The following is a 21680-nucleotide window of genomic DNA, read 5'->3' as shown; positions in this document are numbered from 1 at the left end:
TTAAGCCAAAGGTCATCAGAGTATTGTAATGAACCCTCTATATACACTTTTCACCCAAGTGATTACCCTGCATAGAAAGCCAGATTCTCGACTCGTACTGGCCTTGAGTGGTGGTGTCGATTCTCGAGTACTACTCGACTTATTGATGCGGTATAAAAGTGATCACCCTGACGTAGTCTGTTTGGCAGTGCATGTTCATCATGGTTTGAGTGAGAATGCCGATGAATGGGTGAGTCAATGTGACCGTTGGTGTCGAGACTCAGAAATTCCACTTGCCGTTGAAAAAGTGGTATTAAAAAAAGACTCTGGTGAAAGCATTGAAAAATTAGCGCGTGATGCTCGCTATGCCGCTCTAGCTAAACACATACACCGTGACGATTTACTGTTGACAGGTCAGCATCGAGATGATCAAGTTGAAACCTTTTTACTGGCTCTCAAGCGTGGCAGTGGCCCTAAAGGGTTATCTTCTATGGCGGAATGTTTACCATTTGAACTAGGTTACCAATTACGTCCATTGTTGACGGCCAGTAGAAAAGAGATTGAACAGTTTGCTCATCAGCAGTCACTAGACTGGGTTGAAGATGAAAGCAATCTAGATACTCGATTCGATAGAAACTTTATCCGTCACAGTATTACGCCCCCTTTGCTAGACCGGTGGCCTTCTTTTTCTCAATCGGTACAAAGAAGTGCGGCCTTATGTGCTGAACAAGAAACCTTGCTTGATGAGCTCTTACAACCAGCGTTGATGAACATGGTTGGCGATGATAATCAGGTTGTCTTATCGACACTGTCCACCTATTCGGTGCTGGCCCAAAAGCGATTATTGAGGATGTGGCTTGAGCGTTGTGGCTCCTTGATGCCAAGTCGTCAGCATTTAGAGGCGATTCTTGAGCAAGTGATTGGCGCTAAGAGCGACGCAAATCCTCAGCTTAACCTATTGAATGGCCAGATAAGACGATTTAACGGTGGGTTGTATTTTATCACTGACCACCAGGACGTCAGTCAATGGACAGCGCCGTTAAGCCTTAATCACTCTCTGTTGCTGCCTGATGGGTTAGGGGAGATTAATCTTAGGCCACGTGACGCTGTGCAAGGGAAGGTCACGTCGGTCGATGCATGCCCGCAGACGGTCTCTATTCGAGGTGACTATACTGGCTCGTTGAGTGTCATTTTTGACCCGCAGGGGTTAGCGGCGCATCCTTCGTCTCGGGGGCATAGCCGGAAATTGAAAAAGCTGTTTCAAGAGTATCAGGTGCCAAGTTGGTTAAGGCGTCGAACTCCCATTATTATGAATGACAGCCATGTCGTCGCGGTGATGGGGCTTTTTGTAACCAAACCCTACCAAGGGCACGATTGTGAAGTTTATTGGGACAAAAAGTTGGAATTTGTGCAAAAATAACTATAAAGAAAGAAGTATTAAAATAAGAAAAGGGAAAAGCAATGAGAAATGTAGCAATTGGATTGATTCTAGGTATGGGCTTGTTAAGTGGTCATGCACTGGCTGGTGACGTAGCCGCCGGAAAAGCTAAAGCTGCTATTTGTGCCGCTTGTCATGGTGCAGATGGTATGGCAATGATTCCTGGTTACCCACACCTAAAAGGCCAAAATGAGCAGTACTTAGTGAGCTCGATGAAAGCGTATAAAGATAAGCAGCGTAATGGTGGTTTAGCAACCGTGATGCAAGCGCAGGCCAGTCTATTGAGCGATGAAGATATCGCCAATCTCGCTGCGTATTATTCAAGCTTAAAGTAATACGGCAGAACATTTGAGCCCAAGCTATTCGCTTGGGCTTTTTATTTGTGACTATTCAGTCAGTTGATTATTGACCGTCAGTTGATTGTTGATTTTAGCTAGTCAATAATAGGCAGATTATTGACTTTTAAGGGATGAAAATGAAAAAGATTGAAGCCATTATTAAGCCGTTTAAATTAGACGATGTACGAGAAGCATTAGCGGAAGTGGGAATTACAGGCATGACGGTTTCTGAAGTGAAAGGCTTCGGACGTCAGAAAGGTCACACTGAACTGTACCGCGGTGCAGAATACATGGTGGATTTCCTACCTAAGGTCAAACTTGAGATTGTCGTGACGGATGACGTTGCAGAGCAATGTGTTGATTCTATTATTGAAACAGCGCAAACAGGCAAGATAGGCGATGGTAAGATCTTTATTACCGATGTTGAACGTGTCGTACGTATTCGTACGGGCGAAGAAGACGAAGAGGCAATCTAAGGAGCCTTTGGGCTCCTTTTCCCTTTTTACTCTCCTAATTCTTATTGCCTAACTCCTAGCACCTACCTCCTAGCACCTAACTAAGGCAATCAATATGCTTGATGGATCGATATGAACAGAACTCACCTCTTTTTCCTAGCTTTAGTATTGAGTGTATTGGGTTTTTCTTCTGTCTATTTCATCTTCAGTGTATCAACAGAGGCCAGTGTCACGGTACTTAATACCAATGCACCGCCTAAGCTTCAGTGCCATCAAGAACTCAACACTCTATCAATTGATAATGAGGGACAATTAGATGTTCTGGTCTGGAATATATACAAGCAAAATCGCCCCAACTGGCATGAAGTACTGACGTCACTGTCCCAATCCCGTCAATTGATTTTATTGCAAGAAGCCAGCATGACCGATTCTTTTAAAGGGTGGTTAATCGAAAAAGGGTGGCAAGGAAATCAAGTGGAAGCGTTTAAGGCGCTTGATGTTTCATCGGGTGTTCTAACTATTGCTACCGAGTCGCCCTCTTTAGCCTGTGCTTACTTAGTTGTTGAACCCTGGCTTAGGTTGCCTAAATCGGCGTTGTTTTCTTTATATTCATTGTCTGATGGTCAGCAGTTAGCGGTCGTGAATATTCATGCGGTTAATTTTACCTATGGGGTCGTTGAATATCAGCAGCAATTGGATGTCCTAGCGAAAGCTTTGTTACAACATGAAGGGCCGATTATTTTTGCCGGAGACTTTAACAGTTGGAGCCATGAGCGAATGGATGAACTGGCTGAATACTTGCAACCATTGGGCTTGGTAGCGGCGTCTTTTAGGCCAGATAACCGTAAGCAGTTTGTGAATGGTCTAGCACTCGATCATATTTTCTATCGAGGTTTGACCCTAAAAAAAGCAGAAGCACCACACAGTGATGCTTCTGACCATAACCCATTATTAGTGAGTTTTTCTCTATAGTACGCTCGTTAACGGCTCTCGCTTTAGCTGACGATGATATAAATAGCCCAAACTAAGAAGTATCCAACCCATGGAAGGGCAGAAATAACGATAGCCTGCCCACGTTCAAATTCTGTCCAAGTCAGCACGGCCGCATAACCAAGAACGATATACCAGGGTAATAGCAAAGGAACCGAACTGGCAAACTGAGACCAGTCATTGGTGAGCGGTAGCTTGATAAGACCATTGAGACTGTTGAGATCGGCAGCGTATGTCATCACCTGCCCATGTTTTAACAGCACACTCACATAGCTGGCGAAGTCACCAATAATAGCAGGGAACATAATCACTGAGCTGGCGGCAAACCAGCGCCAAAAACTTTGAGGTTGCTGGCTGGCTTTTGTTGCTAGGTTAAACCAAAGCGCGAGCATGACTATGGACATTGTCCGGCCAAGAACATCCGAAATGATTTCACCTGCCATTAAGGTATTGGCGTCCAGAAGCTCAAGTTGCGCAGGGTTTGTCTGTGCTAGTTGGGTCGATAGCTCTGCGTATAACCAGTCAAAATTAACGAGGTCAAAGTAAGCGCCCCAAAATAGAAAAGGGCTCAATACGAGAAATAGATAAGGCTGCCAACCCCATACCGCATGCTTGTGCAGTGTGACAAAAGCAGAAGAAGGCGATCGGAAAATATCCACTAACATCATGAGTGGGTTACTAGACGACATCATACACTCACCTTGGTTACATCAACGTACAATTTTAGTTTTTGTCCAGGTTGCAGGTATTTACCTTTATTCAATTCATTCCATTTCACAATATCATTACTCTTTACTTTGAATTTATTGGCGATACCACTGATGGTATCCCCTGAGCGTACTTGGTAGAAAACCGTCCGAATCACCGAACCGTCCGACCCCTTTTTCCAGATAACCAATTCTTGACCGATACGAAGTGTGTCACGTGGGCCCATACCGTTCCATTTTGCTAATGATTGATGAGAGACTTTATTTGCTCTTGCTATCGTCCACAAGCTATCGCCACTTTGCACCTTATGCGTCAATTTATACTGGCCTCTGGAGCGTGATTGGGTTTTTGCTAATCGGTTTGTCGCGCTCAGAGCGTAGGCTTTTTCGTCTTGTGTCGATGTTGGAATCATTAAGTGTTGCCCAACTCGAATATTGTGACCGGGTAGGTTGTTCGCGGTTTGTATGACACGAGTCGTGGTGTTGTATTTGCTCGCTAGAACGCTGAGGGTGTCGCCAGATTGTACTTGGTAGCGGACCAAACGCATACCTTTACCTCTGTTTTCGTCTACTTTTTGCTTGAATTGTGCCACGGATCTAACCGGTAACAACAATTGTTGATGTTTATCCGGTGCGGTTGCCCATTGGTTGTACGCTGGGTTTAAGCTTTGAAGTTCTTTCACGGAAATGTTGGCATAATTGGCCGCAATCGCGAGATCGAGCTGATCGTTAGGATTGACGAGTTCAACCACCGGGGTGTTCGGAATTGCGGGTATTTCGATACCGTACTTTTCTTGATTGGCTATGATATCAGCAAGGGCGAGAAGCTTAGGCACATAACCGCTGGTTTCTTTTGGCAGATCCAATGCGAAGAAATCAGTAGATTTGCCCAAATTTCGATTCTTACGGATAGCACTGTTGAGTCGTCCGCCACCACTATTGTAAGCTGCGATTGCGTGATTCCAGTCGCCATCAAAACGAGTGTTTAATCGTGTTAAGTAGGTTAGCGCTGCATCGGTTGCGGCAACCACATCACGACGGCCATCGTACCAAAAATTCTGTTCTAGACCGAAATACTCCCCAGTGGCCGGAACAAACTGCCAAAGCCCAGCAGCACTGCCATGTGAATAAGCGAAAGCGTCAAAAGAACTTTCTACAATAGGAAGTAAAGCCAGCTCAAGTGGAAGACCTCTTTGCTCAATTTCATCAACAATCAGATATAAAAAAGGTTCAGCACGTTTGGAGACCGTTCTTAAATGCCCAGGGTGCTTGAGATACCATGTGCGGTAATAGTCAATGCTCTTGTGCTCTGGGATCTCCATTTGCAACTGCATTCCAATACGGTGCCAGACATCTTGTTGAGTTTGTGGCGTCACTTCAGCAATAGGTTCTAATTTAGGTGCTGTTGCTTTTAACTCATCTTGATTATCACCAGTGGATGTTGGCAGGTGAGCGACATCTTGTGTTGGTTGTGAGGTTTCAGACTCCCCAGTAGTAGACGATGATTCCGGTGGCTGAGTAAGTTGGCAGCCTGTCAGTAACAGTGCCAAAACCCAGCTGTATTGTACTCGCATGTAACAGCCCTTTTTTAAAACAGCTGCTGATAATACTGGTCCGGCCCCACAAGTGACAAGCTAGAAAATGCTAAAATTCGTTCTTCCACTCACGTAACGCGGAAAAAACGGAAAGTGGGTCAATGTTTTCTGTTCGATTTGTCACCGATTTGATGACCGATTCCTCTTTGCAACGAAGAAATGGGTTGATCAGCTTTTCAAGTTTGATAGAGCTCGGAAGAGTCGAGTGCTTCTGTGGACGAAGTCGATTGACATCATCTCGGTACTGGTGAAGTCGCTCATTCTCTGGCTCAACCGCCAGTGCAAAAGAAACATTACTTGCCGTGTATTCGTGGGCGCAGTAGATTTTTGTCTCTTCAGGCAGTGCGGCTAGTTGCTCCAAAGCCGTATGCATCTGCGCGTAAGTCCCTTCAAAAACTCGACCACAACCCGCCGAGAAAAGCGTATCTCCACAAAATAGATGCCCTGCACCGACATAGCCAATATGCCCGAGTGTATGACCCGCTAAGTCGAGCACATCGAAAGACTCTCCGAATAACTCGATTTTATCCCCACCATTTACGGCGTGTGTGAGTGTGGGAATCGGCTCTTTTTCCGGGCCGACAACATCAATGCCCGGATACTGACGAACGAGCTCAGGAACACCGCCTATATGGTCATGATGATGATGGGTAATTAGGATGGCGTCTAACGTCAGTTGGTGCGCTTCTAAGTAAGACAGGACGGGGTTTGCATCACCAGGATCGACCACAACGCAACGGCCTTCTCTATTTTCTATCACCCAGATGTAATTATCATTAAATGCAGGTATGCTTTTGATACGTATCATGGTTGAGTCTCCCGTCACCTAGGTTGAAGCAGGTTATTAATGAATCCAGCACGCAATGAAAAGAAGCTTGAAAAGCCACACTCATGGTCTCAGCTTAAAAATGGCGAGTGGGTGAACAACGCTATTCAAACACGCCTTGATGAGTGGTGTCCAAAGTTATTTGGGTATCATATGTTGAAGTTGGGCGGTTTAAGCTGTGAGTTGGCAACTCAACACTGCAATATCCAACACCAAGTCAATTTAGATGTTCATAACCCACTGCACAATGTGATCGCTGACGGTTATGATTTGCCTTTTTTGGAGAAAAGCTTTGATACGGTGATTATGGCGCATCAGCTGGATTACTGTAACGACCCTCACAGAATGTTAAGAGAAGTCGATAGAGTGATGATTGATGATGGTTACCTCATTCTCACAGGGTTCAACCCGATCAGCATCACCGGTTGTGCTCGATTCCTCCCGTGGCGTAAAAATAATTTGCCTTGGAGTGGGCGAATGTTCACACCGAATCGAATTAAAGATTGGTTAGGGCTATTGAACTATCAGGTGATTGAAAGTGATACATTTGCGTTGTTCCCGATGCAAAAGTATCAACCGATGTGGACCTGGTGTGAGAACAGTTTAGGTGATTGGGCCAGCCCACTAGGAAGCCTCTATTTCGTGGTGGCGCGCAAGCGGACTTATCCTTTAAAACCGATCAAACCTCACTGGCGATTAAAGCGAAGATTATCGCCAGTCAGTATTAACTATCGAGTGAATCGCATCGTACAGAAGAACTGGGCAGACAAGAGGTGATTTAAATTTGGAGATAAGAAAACAGAGAATCGCTGCTTCTCGTTTTTTGGTTCTCTACTCTAGGTTCTAAGCGAGCTAAAATGTTAACCCGCTTCGTAACCTGTGTCTTCTTCTGTCGGGTTTTCTGCCGCGGTACGTGCCAGTTCATCGCACATCTCGTTTTCTCTGTGCCCCGCGTGTCCCTTAACCCAACGCCAATCGACCGTGTGACGCGCGGTTTCTTTGTCTAGCGCCTGCCATAAATCGGCATTTTTTACAGGTTTCTTCGCTGACGTCTTCCAGCCACGTTTTTTCCAGTTGTGAATCCATTGAGTAATGCCTTGGCGAACATACTGACTATCGGTGGTGAGGACAACCTCACAGGGTTCCTTCAGTGTTTGTAAAGCAACAACGGCGGCAAGCATCTCCATGCGATTGTTGGTGGTCAGGTTATAGCCTTTGGCGAGTGTTTTTTCAGTTTCTTTATAACGTAATACGACACCATAACCACCAGGGCCTGGATTACCTAAACAAGAACCATCTGTGAAAATTTCCACTTGTTTCGTCATGATTTGATACTATTGGGTTAAGCACATTATTCGCATAGTCTGACACATAATTAAATATGAATACCAGTAGCAATTTAGAGCAAAATGTAGAGCAAAAACGAATCATCGTTCTCGATACCGAAACCACCGGTATGAATAGAGAAGGTGGGCCTACCTATCAAGGGCATCGTATTATAGAAATTGGTGCTGTCGAGATCATCGGTCGAAAGCTCACTGGTCGGCATTTTCATGTCTATATCAAACCAGACCGTGAGATTCAGCCTGATGCGATAGAAGTTCACGGTATTACTGATGAATTTTTATCAGACAAACCGTCTTATAGTGAAGTGCATCACGAATTTATTGAGTTTATTAAAGGCGCCGAATTAGTTGCCCACAATGCCCCCTTTGATGTGGGCTTTATGGATCATGAATTCAGAATGTTTGATAGCTCTGCGGGTCAAACCACGGATTATTGTGACGTGACCGATACCCTAGCCATGGCGAAACGCATGCCAAACATGCCGGCTAGGAAGAACCTGGATTCATTGGCGAAACACTACACGATTGACACCTCAGCGCGTATTCTTCACGGCGCTTTGCTCGATGCGGAAATCCTAGCTGACGTCTACTTGGCGATGACGGGGGGGCAAACGTCGCTTCAATTCAGCTCTGAAGCGGGGGGAATTAGTGGTGTAACGATAAAACGTCTCAACGCAGACCGAAAAGCGCTAAAGGTTTTACTGGCAACGGCCGATGAAGTAAAAGCACATCAAGAAAGGCTTGATATCGTACAAGAAAATGGCAGCTGCCTCTGGCTAAAGTCATAAGCCCTTGCCAAAAACAGGAGAAATACCATTGAGGATTTTAATCACGTTCATGAGCTTGATGCTGTGCTTTAGTGCGAGTGTCGCCAGTGAAGAATCTTCTATGTCGCTGCTCGATAATCGTTTTCGAGTGGATCCTACGATAAAGCAAATCACCTTTGTCATTTATCGTGAACAATCTTCTAAACCCGTTGTGTTAGTTAGGCCTGATGGCAAAAAATACTATGCATGGCGAAGCCCTGACAACGTTCAATGGTATCAAGAATCATCGCTGGACATTATTTCTATTGATGATCCCATGCCGGGTCCTTGGCAAGCGGTGGGCAAAGTCACGCCCAAAAATAGAATCTTACTCATCTCTCATTTAGCGTTAGAAAGCGATACATTCCCAACCCGTTTATACCAAGGTGAAGAGATCAAATTCACCGCGAAACTGACCTCAGATGGTGAACCTTTGATTCTGAGAGATTTTCTTGATCGAATCAGCCTTAAAGTGACTTTTACGAAGTTTGTGGAAAATGAGCAGGACTTGATCAGCGAAGCCAGGCCAGTTCCTGAGGTTTTGGGTGTCTTTTCTGATGATGGCACAGGACTTGATGAATTCCCTGGCGACGGAATATTTACCGTGGCTTTACCAATATCCTCGCAGCCAGGTAAGTATCGGGTAAGAATTACATCAGGAAATGGCATCTTTTTAAGGGCTCAAGAGCAAGAGGTGTTGGTTTATCCTACACCGATTCAGCATACCTTTATTCAATCTCGAGATACTGAAACGGCTCACCAAATTATTCTTTCCGGAGAGCAGGGGATGGTCAAACCTGGGTCTTTGGCAGCACAAATTGATCACACCAATAGTGACGGTGAACTCACCTCCGTGTCTGGCAGTGCCATTGAAGAATCAGAAAAACTGGAACTTTGGGTTCCCAATAGTGAAAAAGTGGGTAACTATCAATGGCAAGGAAAGGTGTTTGCAACGGATATGGCCACAGGTAGACCGCTGACGTTTATGGTGACCGATCAAAGTTATAATATTCTAGAGGAAATCGATTTTGAGAAAACACGGTTGATTCAAGAAGAGCAACAGAGAAAACAGCAGCAACTTCTTGAAGAACTGCGAATCAAAGAAGAGAAGGAAGCGGCTCGGACACGCAGCATGATTATCATTGGTGTCGGCAATATTGTGGCCATTTTAGTGGGTCTGGCGGTGTGGTTCATACGACGAAAACTCAATGCGGCTAAAAAGGCGTTACCAGAAATGCAGTTGGATATGCCCAAGAAATAAAGCGTTAAGTAACGTTGTGATTTAAAAAAATAGCCAGTCTCAAAGCAAAATTAAACAGATAAACAGATAAACAGATAAACAGATAAACAGATAAACAGATAAGCAATAACAGTTGAAAATGGGTAGAGAAAAGGCCGATTAACTCAGTGGTTAATCGGCCTTTTTGTACTTGCTAGTTGAGAGAACGATTTTTAGGCTACGTTACCGACCTCAGGATATTGAGGCTTTGCAGCAAGGTCCTCAGGGCTAAAGTCGTCAACATTGATCACGTACAGACGCTCCACTTCTGCTTTTCTCAGTATCGCCGCTTCTGCGTCATCGATAAGGTTGTTTTCTAATCCAATTTCAGCGACCTTATCGAGTGCTAAGAACGCTCTACGCTGCTCTAGCCCCTTGCACACTTTATCGAAGATTGGCTCAGCTTGAAGAATGATCTCCAGTGCTTTCTCTATACGGCCAACTGGATTAAACGGCGTATCTTCAAGGTACTGGTTTCGACCAATTCGAGAACGAGTCTCACTTGGAGTTTGAATGATTTTTGCCACTTTACTGTCCAGCTTATCGCTTGGTGCTCGGCGTACTCGACCAAAAGGAAGAATAAGGATACGAAGTGCTGAAGCGATAACTCGGTTCGGGAAGTTCGCTAAAAATTCATCAATGGCCACTTCCGTTTGTTGCAAACTATCTTGTAGGCCCCAGTCAACCATGGCTTTATCTTCTTGAGGGCGTCCATCTTCATCAAAGCGTTTCAGCGTCGCTGAGCTTAGGTAAAGTTGGCTTAGAATATCACCCAGTCGAGCCGACATTCGCTCTTTGCGCTTTAACGAACCGCCCAGCACAACCATTGAAATATCCGATAGTAATGCCATGTTGGCGCTGTAACGATTCAACTGCTGATAGTAACGCTTGGTGAAATCTTTGGTCGGAGCCTCAGAGCCAAAACCATCAGTGAAACCAAACCAAAGGCTGCGAACCAGATTACTCATGGTAAACGTAACATGGCCGGCTAGCGCTTTATCGAAATCTTCCAGCGCACGTTCGCCTTCTGAATGGGCCGCGTTCATTTCATCCAGAACATATGGATGACAACGAATCGCCCCTTGACCATAGATGATTAATGATCGAGTGAGAATATTGGCACCTTCAACGGTGATAGCGATTGGTGACCCTTGGTAACCGCGTGCTAAAAAGTTCGAAGGCCCCAAACAAATGCCTTTTCCGCCAACAATGTCCATTGCATCAATGATGCTGCGTTGTCCACGGTGAGTACAGTGATACTTAACGATTGCAGAAATAACAGACGGCTTTTGGCCTAAATCGATACCAGCCACTGTTAGGCTACTCGCAGCATCCATGACATAAGCGTTACCAGCAAGGCGTGCTAGGGGTTCTTCTACCCCTTCCATGTGACCAATGGGTTGCTTGAACTGGCGGCGAATACGAGCATAGGCTCCGGTTGCTAACGCGGCTGATTTAAGACCTCCAGTTGAATTTGAAGGCAGTGTGATACCACGCCCTACGGATAAGCACTCAACGAGCATTCTCCAGCCTTGCCCTGCCATTTTTTCGCCGCCGATGATGAAGTCAATCGGAACAAAGATGTCTTTACCCTGGGTTGGGCCATTTTGAAACGGAACATTAAGAGGAAAGTGACGGTTGCCGATCTCAATGCCTTTAAGATCGGTAGGGATCAACGCACAGGTGATACCTAGATCTGGCTTGTCACCCAGTAATCCATCGGGATCTCGCAGTTTAAACGCTAAACCGAGGACCGTTGCTACCGGTGCAAGTGTAATGTAGCGCTTGTTCCAGGTTAGGCGCATGCCCAACACCTGTTTGCCTTGCCACTTACCTTTACAAACAACCCCAAAATCTGGAATTGAACCGGCATCTGAGCCTGCTTCTGGGCTGGTTAAAGCAAAACAAGGTATTTCGATGCCATTCGCTAGACGAGGTAGGTAGTGATTTTTTTGCTCTTCCGTACCGTAATGTTGGAGGAGTTCCCCAGGGCCGAGTGAATTTGGAACGCCGACGGTTGATGATAGAACGCTCGACACACCAGTGAGTTTTTGAAGGACCAAAGATTGCGCATAGGCAGAAAACTCAAGCCCGCCATATTTTTTCTTAATGATCATGGCAAAGAACTTATGGTCCTTTAGATATTGCCATACCTCTGGAGGCAGATCGGCAAGTTCATGAGTGACTTGGTGGTCATTAACCATGGCGCACACTTCATTCACCGGGCCGTTAAGGAAAGCCTTTTCTTCTTTGGATAACTTAGGCGCTGCGATGCTGTGCAGGTTTTTCCAATCCGGTTTGCCTTTAAACAGTTCGGCTTCCCACCAAACGGTACCTGCGTCGAGGGCTTCTTTTTCTGTTTGCGACATCGCGGGCAAGACTTTTTTAAACAGCGTGAGCGCTTTTTGGCTGAAAACACCTTGTCGTACGGACGGCACGGTAAACAGCACAACCGCCGCAAAATAGAGTGCCCAACTCAAAAATCCTGCATTCCCCCATATTGATAGGGCAAACATGGTGGCTGTGAGCGCCACTAATGACATGACCAGCGAGCTTCGATGGTACAAACAAAGGGTAAAAATAGCGGTGAAGCTAAGTATAGAGAGCAAGGTTTCCATGGCGTTTTCCTTTTCTAGCCGTTTATTGCACTGTAATCTAATAAGAGGTCTAACCAGTAGAGTGTAAACAATATATTAATAAAATGTAAAATACCAATGTGGTTAAAAAGTGATCCAAGTAGAGTGAAAGTTCTAATAGTGAGCGGTGAGTGGTGATTTATATTCATTAATGCGTGCCTAAATTCGATTTCTTACTGGCTAACTATCGACACTGGAATTTGTTTTAGTAAACTCAGGGGTAAAGTGGTAACAAAGATTACGCTTAATCCAATTCAACAAGAGATCACAGATATGTATCAGGAATTAATTAAAAGCGAACTGACAGAAGCTGCCGAAGTATTGAATGCGTTTTTAAGTGATGAACAAAATTTGGCACAAATTGAAGCCGCCGCTAAGTTGATTGCCGATTCGTTTAAGCAAGGTGGTAAAGTACTCTCTTGTGGCAATGGCGGTTCTCACTGTGATGCTATGCATTTTGCAGAAGAGCTGACAGGGCGTTATCGAGAAAACCGACCGGGGTACCCAGGCATCGCTATCTCAGATCCGAGCCATATTTCATGCGTAAGTAACGATTTTGGCTATGATTCTGTGTTCTCTCGTTATGTCGAAGCCGTTGGCTCAAAAGGTGATGTGCTGTTTGGGTTATCTACGTCAGGCAATTCAGGGAATATCTTGAAAGCGATAGATGCTGCAAAAGCAAAAGGCATGAAAACAATCGCATTAACCGGAAAAGATGGCGGAAAAATGGCCGGGCTAGCGGATGTTGAAATTCGCGTTCCTCACTTTGGTTATGCCGACCGTATCCAAGAGATCCATATCAAAATTATTCATATTGTTATTCAGCTTATTGAAAAAGAGATGGCGTAACAACGTTCGTATTTGCTTAAAGGATTAGATGAAGCCATGTGTGAATTGCTCGGAATGAGCGCTAATGTACCAACCGATATCTGTTTTAGTTTTACCGGGCTAATTCAGCGTGGTGGCAATACAGGGCCACACCGAGATGGTTGGGGAATTACGTTTTATGAAGGAAAAGGGTTTCGAACGTTTAAAGACCCGAAGCCGAGCTGTGATTCTAAAATAGCGGAATTAGTGCAGCATTACCCAATAAAAAGCCGTGCTGTCGTGAGCCATATCAGACAAGCCAATCGAGGCTCTGTTAATTTGGAGAATACTCACCCGTTCACTCGTGAATTATGGGGACGCTACTGGACTTTTGCTCATAACGGACAGTTGTCCGATTACGATGACTTAAATACCGGTCGGTTTAGGCCCGTTGGAGAAACCGACAGTGAATTGTCTTTTTGTTGGTTATTGAAGCAGTTAGAAGAACGTTACCCAGAGCCGCCTCAAGACATGGTCGGGGCATTTCGATTCATTGCTCAGTGTTGTGATCAATTGAAGGAGAAAGGTGTATTCAATATGCTTTTATCCGATGGCGAATACGTAATGACGTATTGTACTAATCACCTTTATTGGATAACAAGGCGAGCCCCTTTCGGTAAGGCGAGCTTGATTGATGAAGAAGTCACCATTAACTTTTTAGAAGAAACCACGCCTAATGATGTTGTCACCGTTGTTGCCACTCAGCCTTTGACAGACAACGAAATTTGGCATCGCATGAAGCCGAGCGAATTTGGTATTTTTCACTTTGGAGAGTTGATTGATGGCAATGCGCACAAGTTAGAAGATGTTGCGTTTGCAGAAGCCAAACCACGTTGCCAAGCGCCTTCTCAGCCATTAGCTTAAATCGACAATGACGCTATGCAAGAAGGGCGATACAAAAAGGGTTGATGCTTCCACATCAACCCTTTTGTTTATCTGTTTGCTCTATCAATAGAACTACTCTTGAGCGTATCCATGGATGCCCAGTTTTTCACCGTCTAAGAATGCTTTACCGTCTTCCATTTTTAAGCGCCCATCAACAAACCATTGAGCCACTAATGGGTAGATTTTATGCTCTTGTGTTTGAACACGTTCGGTCAGCACTTCAACAGTATCCTCATCAAAAATAGGCACTTTTGCTTGTAGGATAACGGGGCCACCATCGAGTTGCTCGGTAACAAAATGCACGCTTGTACCGTGCTCTTCATCACCGGCGTGGATGGCTCGTTGATAGGTGTTTAAACCTGGATATTTCGGCAGTAGTGAAGGGTGAATATTGATCATTCGGCCTAAGAAGTGACGAACGAACTCGCCACTTAAAATACGCATGTAACCCGCCAAAATGATTAAATCAGGCTGATACCCATCCATCTGACGCATTAATTCCCTGTCAAATGCATCACGAGTATCAAAGGCTTCTGGATCGATAAAGATACCATCTGCGCCCGCTTTTTTTGCTCGCTCAAGAGCAAAAGCCGTTGCCTTGTTCGAAAAAACAGCCGTCACTTTACCGCTATCAATACTGGTTTCACAAGCATCGATAATCGCTTGTAAGTTAGAACCATTCCCTGAAACTAAAACAACTATGCTCTTCATATTTAGTTGATCTCAACCTGTTCTTCGCCCGCTTTTGCTTGAGCGATTTCACCGATAACCCAAGCGTTTTCACCTTCTTGCTGAAGCAGTTTCACCGCTGCGTCTGCTTGGTCTTTAGGTAGGGCAACAACGAGTCCAACACCACAGTTAAAGGTGCGGTACATTTCGTGAGTGGTCACGTTGCCTTTTTCTTGCAGCCAATTGAAGATTGCAGGCCATTCCCAGCTTGAACCATCAACAACCGCTTTGGTACCTTCAGGAAGTACGCGTGGGATATTTTCCCAGAAACCACCACCAGTGATATGAGAGATCGCGTGGATATCGTGCTCTGCAATCATCTTAAGTGCTGATTTAATGTAAATTTTAGTCGGCTCTAGAAGGTGCTCACCGATAGTGCGTCCGTCTAGTTCTTCCGTCTTATCAGCGCCAGACACTTCAAGAATCTTACGAATAAGAGAGTAGCCATTAGAGTGTGGTCCACTTGAACCAACCGCGATAAGCGCATCACCAGCCGCGACTTTGGTGCCATCAATAATGTCTTCTTTTTCAACAACACCTACACAGAAACCAGCAACATCGTAGTCTTCGCCTTCGTACATACCTGGCATTTCAGCGGTTTCACCACCAATAAGTGAACAGCCAGCTTGAATACAACCTTCCGCAATACCGGTGACAACGTCTGCAGCGGTATCGACATCAAGCTTGCCGGTTGCGTAGTAGTCTAGGAAGAATAGTGGCTCGCCACCTTGAACAATCAGGTCGTTTACACACATAGCGACTAAATCGATACCAATTGTGTCGTGCTTGTTCATATCCAAAGCAAGGCGGAGTTTAGTGCCTACGCCATCAGTGCCAGATACTAAAACAGGTTGCTTGTAGTTAGTTGGCAATTCACACAGTGCGCCAAACCCACCAATGCCACCCATCACTTCAGGGCGACGAGTACGTTTTACCGCACCTTTAATTCGGTCAACAAGCGCATTGCCTGCATCAATATCAACACCAGCGTCTTTGTAGCTTAGAGAAGAGTTATTTGCGCTCACAGGGAAGTCCTCGGATTTAAGTTGGATATGAAAACGGCGCTATTCTACCAGTGCTTAAACATAAAGAGCAAACGTTTGCGCGAGTTTTTTTATTGATCTATCCATCCTGAAATAGAGTTTGTTATCGTGTATAATCTGAGGGTTTGTTCAAAAATACTAAAAATGCCGGAGATGAAAATGAAAGTGGTTGAAGTTAAGCACCCTCTTGTAAAACACAAAATTGGTCTAATGAGAGAAGGTGATATCAGCACGAAACGTTTTCGTGAGTTAGCAACCGAAGTCGGAAGTCTACTTACTTATGAAGCAACAGCTGATTTTGAAACAGAAACAGTGACTATTGAAGGCTGGAATGGCCCTGTAGAGGTTGATCAACTGAAAGGCAAAAAGGTAACGGTAGTGCCTATTTTGCGTGCAGGTCTGGGTATGATGGATGGTGTTCTTGAGCATATGCCAAGTGCACGCATTAGCGTTGTGGGTATTTACCGAGATGAAGAGACACTAGAACCGGTCCCTTATTTCAATAAACTGGCTTCTAACATCGATGAGCGTATCGCGCTTGTTGTTGATCCAATGCTAGCGACTGGCGGGTCAATGATCGCGACCATTGATCTTCTAAAAGAGCAGGGTTGTACTCAGTTTAAGGTGTTGGTACTGGTTGCTGCGCCGGAAGGTATTGAAGCATTAGAGAAAGCGCACCCGGACGTTGAGCTGTACACGGCTGCCATTGATCAAAAGTTGAACGACAAAGGTTATATTGTCCCTGGCTTAGGTGATGCTGGCGATAAGATTTTTGGTACGAAGTAATTGTTAAATAGAACATAATGCGAAAAGGGAGTGATGATCGCTCCCTTTTTATTTTTGATGCACTATTTTTTTAAGCTTAATGTGCCTGGCTTTCGTGTTCTTGAAGAAGAACTGTGAGCGTCGCTGTGCTTATTCGAGGCATTCCCCCCAGTGCGGTCAGGACGAACCGGTGCTTTGCCATGAAAGTTCTTTTTGCCCTTGTTTGAGTTTGGTGCGTGACGAAACTCATCCGCATTTTGTCCTCTAAAGGTACGGTTTTTCTGGTTTCGTCTTGCGGTGCTCGATTGATTTTCTTCACGGCTATCAAACAGCTTCGCATCCGTAGCTCGACGAATTCGTACACCTTTCGCATCATTTTTTGAGGCGTCTTCGGTTCCGCTTGAGTCTTCACACATCGCGAGAATCTCATTCACTTCTTCTTCGCTTAGGTAGCGCCATTCTCCATTTGGAATACCATCAATAGAGATATTCATGATGCGAACTCGGCGAAGTTTAAACACTTCATAGCCTAACGCTTCACACATGCGACGAATTTGGCGGTTTAGGCCTTGAGTCAGTACGATGCGAAAAGAGAACTTGGTTTCTTTGGTTACTTTGCACGGTAGCGTCACGGTATCGAGAATATGAACCCCCGCAGCCATGTGTTTTAAAAAGTCATCGGTGATCGGTTTGTCGACACGAACCACATACTCTTTTTCGTGGTTATTTCCTGCTCGCAATATTTTATTGACGATATCGCCATCATTGGTCAGAAAAATCAAACCATCGGACGGTTTATCAAGGCGGCCAATAGGGAAGATACGTTTGTGGTGACCAATAAAATCAACGATATTGCCAGGAATATCTCGTTCCGTTGTACAGGTTATCCCTGTTGGCTTATTAAGAGCGATATAGATAGGTTTTTCTTTAGACCGAACCGGATTATCATCAATGCAGACCTCATCACCTGAAACCACTTTAGTGCCCATTTCAGGAATCTTACCATTAATGGTTACACGTCCCTGTTCGATAAGTCTATCGGCTTCTCGGCGTGAACAAAATCCGGTTTCACTGATGAACTTATTGAGACGTTTAGCGCCTTCTTGAGACTGAGTATTATCTTGTGACATGGTGGTGGAGTGGTTCTGAGATGTCGTCTGTTTTTTCTGTGGCATAGTGACCTCGTTACGTTTCACAACGGATTAATGTTCAGCAAAGCAGTATGTCGCTTATTAATTGGGCGGAGTGTAGCATTTCACTCAAGGTTATCCCATTCGTTTTTGGTGACGCTCTCTATTCTCGGCTTTTTTATCATCACTTTTTCGTAGCATGAGGTAAATCGCGCCAGTTCCTCCATGAAACTGAAGGGCGCTATGGGCGCATTGGACATCCCGAATTTGAGTCACCCAACTGGCTAGGTGACTTTTCATCAACGCTGGGGGATTAGAGTGGGCGCCCTTGCCATGCACAATAAGTACGGTCCGTATATCCCATAGCAAACACTGCTTTAGAAATTTTACGACTTCTTCACGCGCTTCTTTGAGTGTCTTTTTATGCAGGTCTAATTTTGCTTGAATAGGGTATTTCCCAAGGCGGAGTTTTTTGTACACACCGTGCTGAACACCGTCTCGTTTAAATTGAATTAAATCTTCGGGCTTTAACAGAGGGGCGTAATCAATAGAGAGGTATTCTGGGTCGTCTTCCGTTAACCAAATAGCCGCTTGTTGCTTAGCTTGCTGGGCAATAGAAACGCTGTGCTTGTGCTTTAATTCAGCAGTGTCGTGCGTGAGGGGTTTTACATCCCCCATCATCTCTTGAAAAAGAGAAAAATCGTCATCATGAGACATCAGTGACCCCCAATTAATTGTCTTTTATAAGGAGATTAATTGGGATAACGCGAGGAGTCTAGAAAATTTCAACAACAGAAACCAGAAAGCAGAGCAAGCACTCGGGCTACTCTGCTATTACGGTATGACATCGTTAGGCACTCAGTTAAGTGCCTATTTAAGTCGGGCGTTTTAAGCGTTAGTTTGAAGGGTCATCTTTAAAGATTTTGTAGATGAAAAAACCACTAAAAAAGAGCATGAGACTAAGAGTGGTAAAAATGACGATCATTGAAGAGAGACCCACTGCGTTGCCAAATAGGAGTTGAAGCCATAATTCCATAATTTTCTTCCGACGATTAGTGATGGCTTTGATGTTACGTGTTGGTTAAATGGTCGTTACTGATCCAGATCAAGCCTCATAAGGCTGGTGAATGTTTGATGGGCATGGTGTGTTTTCCATCACAATTATGGGCAATTGGATGGTAATTAATCGAACGATGCTGTTTTGGGTAAAAAAGCCTTCAAAGGACTTGCGTTAACGTAATTAATAAGTAATATACCCATCCGTTGACAGCGAATAGCTGATTAGCATCTCGGTGAATAGCGCAGCTTGGTAGCGCATCTGGTTTGGGACCAGAGGGTCGGGGGTTCGAATCCCTCTTCACCGACCACATTAAAAAAACCGCAGCAGACATGTTGCGGTTTTTTGCGTTATGGCTTCCGTTCAAGTTCGCTACGCCCAAATCTAAACAAGCTAGCCTAGCGTCTTTGGTTTAGGACCAGAGGGTCGGGGGTTCCCCGTGGTTTTAGAAACAGCCTCTTCACCGACCACATTAAAAAAACCGCAGCAGACATGTTGCGGTTTTTTGCGTTATGGCTTCCGTTCAAGTTCGCTACGCCCAAATCTAAACAAGCTAGCCTAGTGTCTTTGGTTTAGGACCAGAGGGTCGGGGGTTCCCCGTGGTTTTAGAAACAGCCTCTTCACCGACCACATTAAAAAAACCGCAGCAGACATGTTGCGGTTTTTTTGTTATGTCGATCTATACAAATTTGCATTGCGCTTTTTGTGTTTTCGAGAGCTTTTTAACTTCAAACCCTCTCTCTTTCAGCGACTCGATTAGGTTGTTTTTACCGAGCAAGTGAAGCGTACCAACCACAACCAAATATCGACCGCCTTCTAGAGCGACGTTTTTTTCTCCTGGAATATTTCTAGAATCGAGTTTTTCTGCCCAATCAAGATTTCTGTCGGTCATCATGCGACGCTCTAATTCTTCGGATAGCTGGCGAGCTTCTGCAAATTGCGCCATGTTATTGGCATCACCCAGTGCCCAGCTCTCTATTAAGCAATTTACGTCTTGTTGCGCGGATTGATATTCATCCAAGGCGGCAACGAGTAATTCTTTACCGTCATTGGGCAATGTCGCTAATAGATCGATTTGAAACTGCAGTGACTCTAAACCAATGATGTCTATGTCTTGAAAGATAGCGTCATAAAGTAAGACATGATCAACACCGAGCGCTGTTTTCAAACCCATTTGGTTTAGGCTACCCATTTGAATGGCGAGGGCGGCTGTCCAGGGAGGCATGCTTAAAAGCGTTTCAGACGCCAGATTAAGTTCTTTAGCAATAAGGCTTAATTGCTTTTTTTGAGGTTCTGAGAGAACGGTTTCTGCCGTATGAGTGGCGATGGGATACACAATATTGGCTGTTTTACGAGTATCGGCTTCCAATATCAAACCATCACTCGTGCGTAAAAACTCGGTAATAGAAGAAGGTAGTGGATACATCTTCTCGTTACCGACATGAATGGACCCAAGAATCATCAATTCGTATGGTCCTTTTTTAGCGGACCAGTAAAGCGGCTCACTGGATGTTACCGAGCTGAATAATAGTAATGAAAGGCTGAATAATAGGATACGCATAATCAAGCTCCGAATTGGAATGAACAGAAATGATAGTCGCACACAAAAGCAATTGAAACAGCGTGATGAATCTGTTTACGTTTCATTAGGGCTGATGCGAGTCAGTACGGCCTTTCGATTGATATGACTTATGGGTTAGCCCTTAATGCGGGGTTCTGATAAATATTAAGTCAGTGCCCAGTGGAAATGTGAGATAGGTCAAGTTATGTAGGTTCCCGAACTTTGATTTACTAAAGCTAGATAAAGAGAGCGTGATCAAAGTCATCATTTGCTTTCTATAAAAAATAAAACGGACGATACACATCACATTATGTTTTTTTATATTTTATTTTATTTTTATAACTGAATGATTTATATATTATTTTTATATGTCTCAGTTCGATAGTGTTAACTGGATCACTCTATCTGCCAATTTATTTTTCGGAGTGAATTAAATGGTGCAGTATTCATCTCAAGCCAGGAAGGCAATCCCTTATTGACGACTACTGATGGTGATTGAAATACCAAGTTTACAGTCGTACTAAATTTTTAAAGGCAGTTAATTATGAAAAAAATTATCGCTCTAAGCGCTCTTTCTCTTGCTTTCGCTTCAAGCGCATTCGCTGGTTCTTCTTACGTTACTGGTAACGTGCAATTCCACAGCGAGAACAAAAACCCTAATGCAACTTCTACTTTAGAAGCGGGCCACACTTTCGATAACAGCATTGGTGGTTTAACGCTACTGACTGAGTTTGACGGTATTTCTCTTGGTAGCTACGAAGGCGAATTCAATGAAGGTGTAGGCGCTACTCCTTACATCACTTTAGGTGCTGAGCAAAGCTACGCATTTAATGACAACCTTTGGATTGCTGTTGGTTACCACCACCTACTTAACAATGGCGAAACAGTTCAAAATCGTCCTCTAGTTAAAATTGGTTACAACTTCGACAACGGTATTGCTATTAGCAACCGTACTCGTTACCACAACATTAAAGACAGTGATAACGATCAATTGCGTTTTGATAACCGTATCGGTTACACACTAGAAGATGCGCCAGTAGTATTAGCGTACAACAACGTATTCGTATCGGTTGATAACAGCGACAACACTATGGATCACGAGTTCCGCGCTACTTGGACTCGATCTGGCGTTCAACCATACTTCGAGCTACGTAGCCAAGGTCACGGTGCTAAAAACCTAGATGGTTCTGATAAGAAAGAGAATACAGCATTCGTATTCGGTGCTTCTTACGGCTTCTAATTAAGCTG

Annotated in this window: 22 protein-coding genes and 1 tRNA gene; 12 read left to right on the top strand and 11 right to left on the bottom strand. The window is 44.5% G+C overall.

Annotated elements, in window-relative coordinates:
- Window positions 1-28 precede the first annotated feature (28 nt).
- From tilS to QF117_RS17240, 4 genes are all read left to right on the top strand, one after another.
- Window positions 29-1399 carry a tRNA lysidine(34) synthetase TilS gene (gene tilS, locus QF117_RS17255; RefSeq protein WP_282387159.1) on the top strand — a complete coding sequence of 457 codons (1371 nt, stop codon included), beginning with the start codon at window positions 29-31 and terminating at the stop codon, window positions 1397-1399.
- A gap of 41 nt (window positions 1400-1440) precedes the next feature.
- The gene (locus QF117_RS17250) at window positions 1441-1752 is read left to right on the top strand and encodes a cytochrome c (protein WP_282387158.1); all 312 of its coding nucleotides are present in this window, start codon (window positions 1441-1443) and stop codon (window positions 1750-1752) included.
- Between the two features lie 140 nt (window positions 1753-1892).
- On the top strand, window positions 1893-2231 hold the full coding sequence (gene glnB / locus QF117_RS17245) for a nitrogen regulatory protein P-II (RefSeq protein ID WP_017035083.1): 339 nt from the start codon (window positions 1893-1895) through the stop codon (window positions 2229-2231).
- 111 nt (window positions 2232-2342) lie between these two features.
- Window positions 2343-3182 carry an endonuclease/exonuclease/phosphatase family protein gene (locus tag QF117_RS17240; protein ID WP_282387154.1) on the top strand — a complete coding sequence of 280 codons (840 nt, stop codon included), beginning with the start codon at window positions 2343-2345 and terminating at the stop codon, window positions 3180-3182.
- Between the two features lie 23 nt (window positions 3183-3205).
- Here the strand turns inward: QF117_RS17240 and QF117_RS17235 are convergent, their stop codons facing one another.
- The 3 genes from QF117_RS17235 to gloB form a co-directional block, all read right to left on the bottom strand.
- A complete protein-coding gene (locus QF117_RS17235) occupies window positions 3206-3892 on the bottom strand; it encodes a YIP1 family protein (RefSeq protein WP_282387152.1) in 687 nt (228 codons plus the stop codon).
- Complete coding sequence (locus tag QF117_RS17230) at window positions 3889-5481, bottom strand: LysM peptidoglycan-binding domain-containing protein (protein ID WP_282387151.1); 1593 nt, start codon at window positions 5479-5481, stop codon at window positions 3889-3891. Before QF117_RS17230 ends, QF117_RS17235 begins: the two co-directional genes overlap by 4 nt.
- 70 nt (window positions 5482-5551) lie before the next feature.
- Entirely contained in the window at window positions 5552-6310 is a 759-nt protein-coding gene (gene gloB / locus QF117_RS17225; RefSeq protein WP_282387150.1) for a hydroxyacylglutathione hydrolase, read from the bottom strand.
- 39 nt (window positions 6311-6349) lie between these two features.
- Here gloB and QF117_RS17220 point away from each other — a divergent pair, with 39 nt between their 5' ends.
- A complete protein-coding gene (locus tag QF117_RS17220; RefSeq protein WP_282387148.1) occupies window positions 6350-7105 on the top strand; it encodes a class I SAM-dependent methyltransferase in 756 nt (251 codons plus the stop codon).
- Between the two features lie 83 nt (window positions 7106-7188).
- On the opposite strand, the gene rnhA is transcribed toward QF117_RS17220, so the two are convergent.
- The gene (gene rnhA / locus QF117_RS17215; RefSeq protein ID WP_282387146.1) at window positions 7189-7653 is read right to left on the bottom strand and encodes a ribonuclease HI; all 465 of its coding nucleotides are present in this window, start codon (window positions 7651-7653) and stop codon (window positions 7189-7191) included.
- 56 nt (window positions 7654-7709) lie between these two features.
- Here rnhA and dnaQ point away from each other — a divergent pair, with 56 nt between their 5' ends.
- A complete protein-coding gene (dnaQ, locus tag QF117_RS17210; RefSeq protein ID WP_282387145.1) occupies window positions 7710-8462 on the top strand; it encodes a DNA polymerase III subunit epsilon in 753 nt (250 codons plus the stop codon).
- 49 nt (window positions 8463-8511) lie between these two features.
- Window positions 8512-9741, top strand: coding sequence for a TIGR03503 family protein (locus tag QF117_RS17205; RefSeq protein ID WP_282389513.1), 1230 nt, complete (start codon window positions 8512-8514; stop codon window positions 9739-9741).
- A gap of 191 nt (window positions 9742-9932) precedes the next feature.
- On the opposite strand, the gene fadE is transcribed toward QF117_RS17205, so the two are convergent.
- Window positions 9933-12377, bottom strand: coding sequence for an acyl-CoA dehydrogenase FadE (gene fadE / locus QF117_RS17200; RefSeq protein WP_282387143.1), 2445 nt, complete (start codon window positions 12375-12377; stop codon window positions 9933-9935).
- Between the two features lie 291 nt (window positions 12378-12668).
- Between fadE and lpcA the strand changes: the two genes are divergently transcribed.
- Both lpcA and QF117_RS17190 read left to right on the top strand, forming a co-directional pair.
- Window positions 12669-13244 (top strand): D-sedoheptulose 7-phosphate isomerase, encoded by a 576-nt coding sequence (gene lpcA / locus QF117_RS17195; protein WP_282389512.1) that lies wholly within the window; start codon window positions 12669-12671, stop codon window positions 13242-13244.
- A gap of 36 nt (window positions 13245-13280) precedes the next feature.
- Entirely contained in the window at window positions 13281-14126 is an 846-nt protein-coding gene (locus QF117_RS17190) for a class II glutamine amidotransferase (protein WP_282389511.1), read from the top strand.
- 93 nt (window positions 14127-14219) lie between these two features.
- Here QF117_RS17190 and purN read toward each other — a convergent pair whose 3' ends face one another.
- Together purN and purM are read right to left on the bottom strand one after the other, a co-directional pair.
- The gene (purN, locus tag QF117_RS17185; RefSeq protein WP_017035095.1) at window positions 14220-14858 is read right to left on the bottom strand and encodes a phosphoribosylglycinamide formyltransferase; all 639 of its coding nucleotides are present in this window, start codon (window positions 14856-14858) and stop codon (window positions 14220-14222) included.
- A gap of 2 nt (window positions 14859-14860) precedes the next feature.
- Window positions 14861-15901 carry a phosphoribosylformylglycinamidine cyclo-ligase gene (gene purM, locus QF117_RS17180; RefSeq protein ID WP_017035096.1) on the bottom strand — a complete coding sequence of 347 codons (1041 nt, stop codon included), beginning with the start codon at window positions 15899-15901 and terminating at the stop codon, window positions 14861-14863.
- 177 nt (window positions 15902-16078) lie between these two features.
- Here purM and upp point away from each other — a divergent pair, with 177 nt between their 5' ends.
- The gene (gene upp / locus QF117_RS17175) at window positions 16079-16705 is read left to right on the top strand and encodes a uracil phosphoribosyltransferase (RefSeq protein WP_017035097.1); all 627 of its coding nucleotides are present in this window, start codon (window positions 16079-16081) and stop codon (window positions 16703-16705) included.
- A 62-nt stretch (window positions 16706-16767) separates the two neighbouring features.
- Here upp and rluF read toward each other — a convergent pair whose 3' ends face one another.
- From rluF to QF117_RS17160, 3 genes are all read right to left on the bottom strand, one after another.
- Entirely contained in the window at window positions 16768-17814 is a 1047-nt protein-coding gene (rluF, locus tag QF117_RS17170; protein ID WP_282389510.1) for a 23S rRNA pseudouridine(2604) synthase RluF, read from the bottom strand.
- A 135-nt stretch (window positions 17815-17949) separates the two neighbouring features.
- Entirely contained in the window at window positions 17950-18531 is a 582-nt protein-coding gene (gene smrA / locus QF117_RS17165; RefSeq protein ID WP_282387141.1) for a DNA endonuclease SmrA, read from the bottom strand.
- 178 nt (window positions 18532-18709) lie between these two features.
- Window positions 18710-18850 carry a DUF3149 domain-containing protein gene (locus tag QF117_RS17160; RefSeq protein WP_017035100.1) on the bottom strand — a complete coding sequence of 47 codons (141 nt, stop codon included), beginning with the start codon at window positions 18848-18850 and terminating at the stop codon, window positions 18710-18712.
- A gap of 254 nt (window positions 18851-19104) precedes the next feature.
- Between QF117_RS17160 and QF117_RS17155 the strand changes: the two genes are divergently transcribed.
- Window positions 19105-19181: transfer RNA gene (locus QF117_RS17155), tRNA-Pro, on the top strand.
- 369 nt (window positions 19182-19550) lie between these two features.
- Here QF117_RS17155 and QF117_RS17150 read toward each other — a convergent pair.
- The gene (locus QF117_RS17150) at window positions 19551-20432 is read right to left on the bottom strand and encodes a TraB/GumN family protein (protein ID WP_282387139.1); all 882 of its coding nucleotides are present in this window, start codon (window positions 20430-20432) and stop codon (window positions 19551-19553) included.
- A 544-nt stretch (window positions 20433-20976) separates the two neighbouring features.
- Here QF117_RS17150 and QF117_RS17145 point away from each other — a divergent pair.
- On the top strand, window positions 20977-21672 hold the full coding sequence (locus QF117_RS17145) for an oligogalacturonate-specific porin KdgM family protein (RefSeq protein ID WP_017040449.1): 696 nt from the start codon (window positions 20977-20979) through the stop codon (window positions 21670-21672).
- The last annotated feature ends 8 nt before the right edge of the window (window positions 21673-21680 follow it).

The sequence above is a fragment of the Vibrio sp. YMD68 genome (assembly GCF_029958905.1).
Taxonomy (GTDB): Bacteria; Pseudomonadota; Gammaproteobacteria; order Enterobacterales; family Vibrionaceae; genus Vibrio.
Note: the sequence above shows the minus strand (reverse complement) of the source record. Positions and strands in the feature narration are given on the sequence as shown.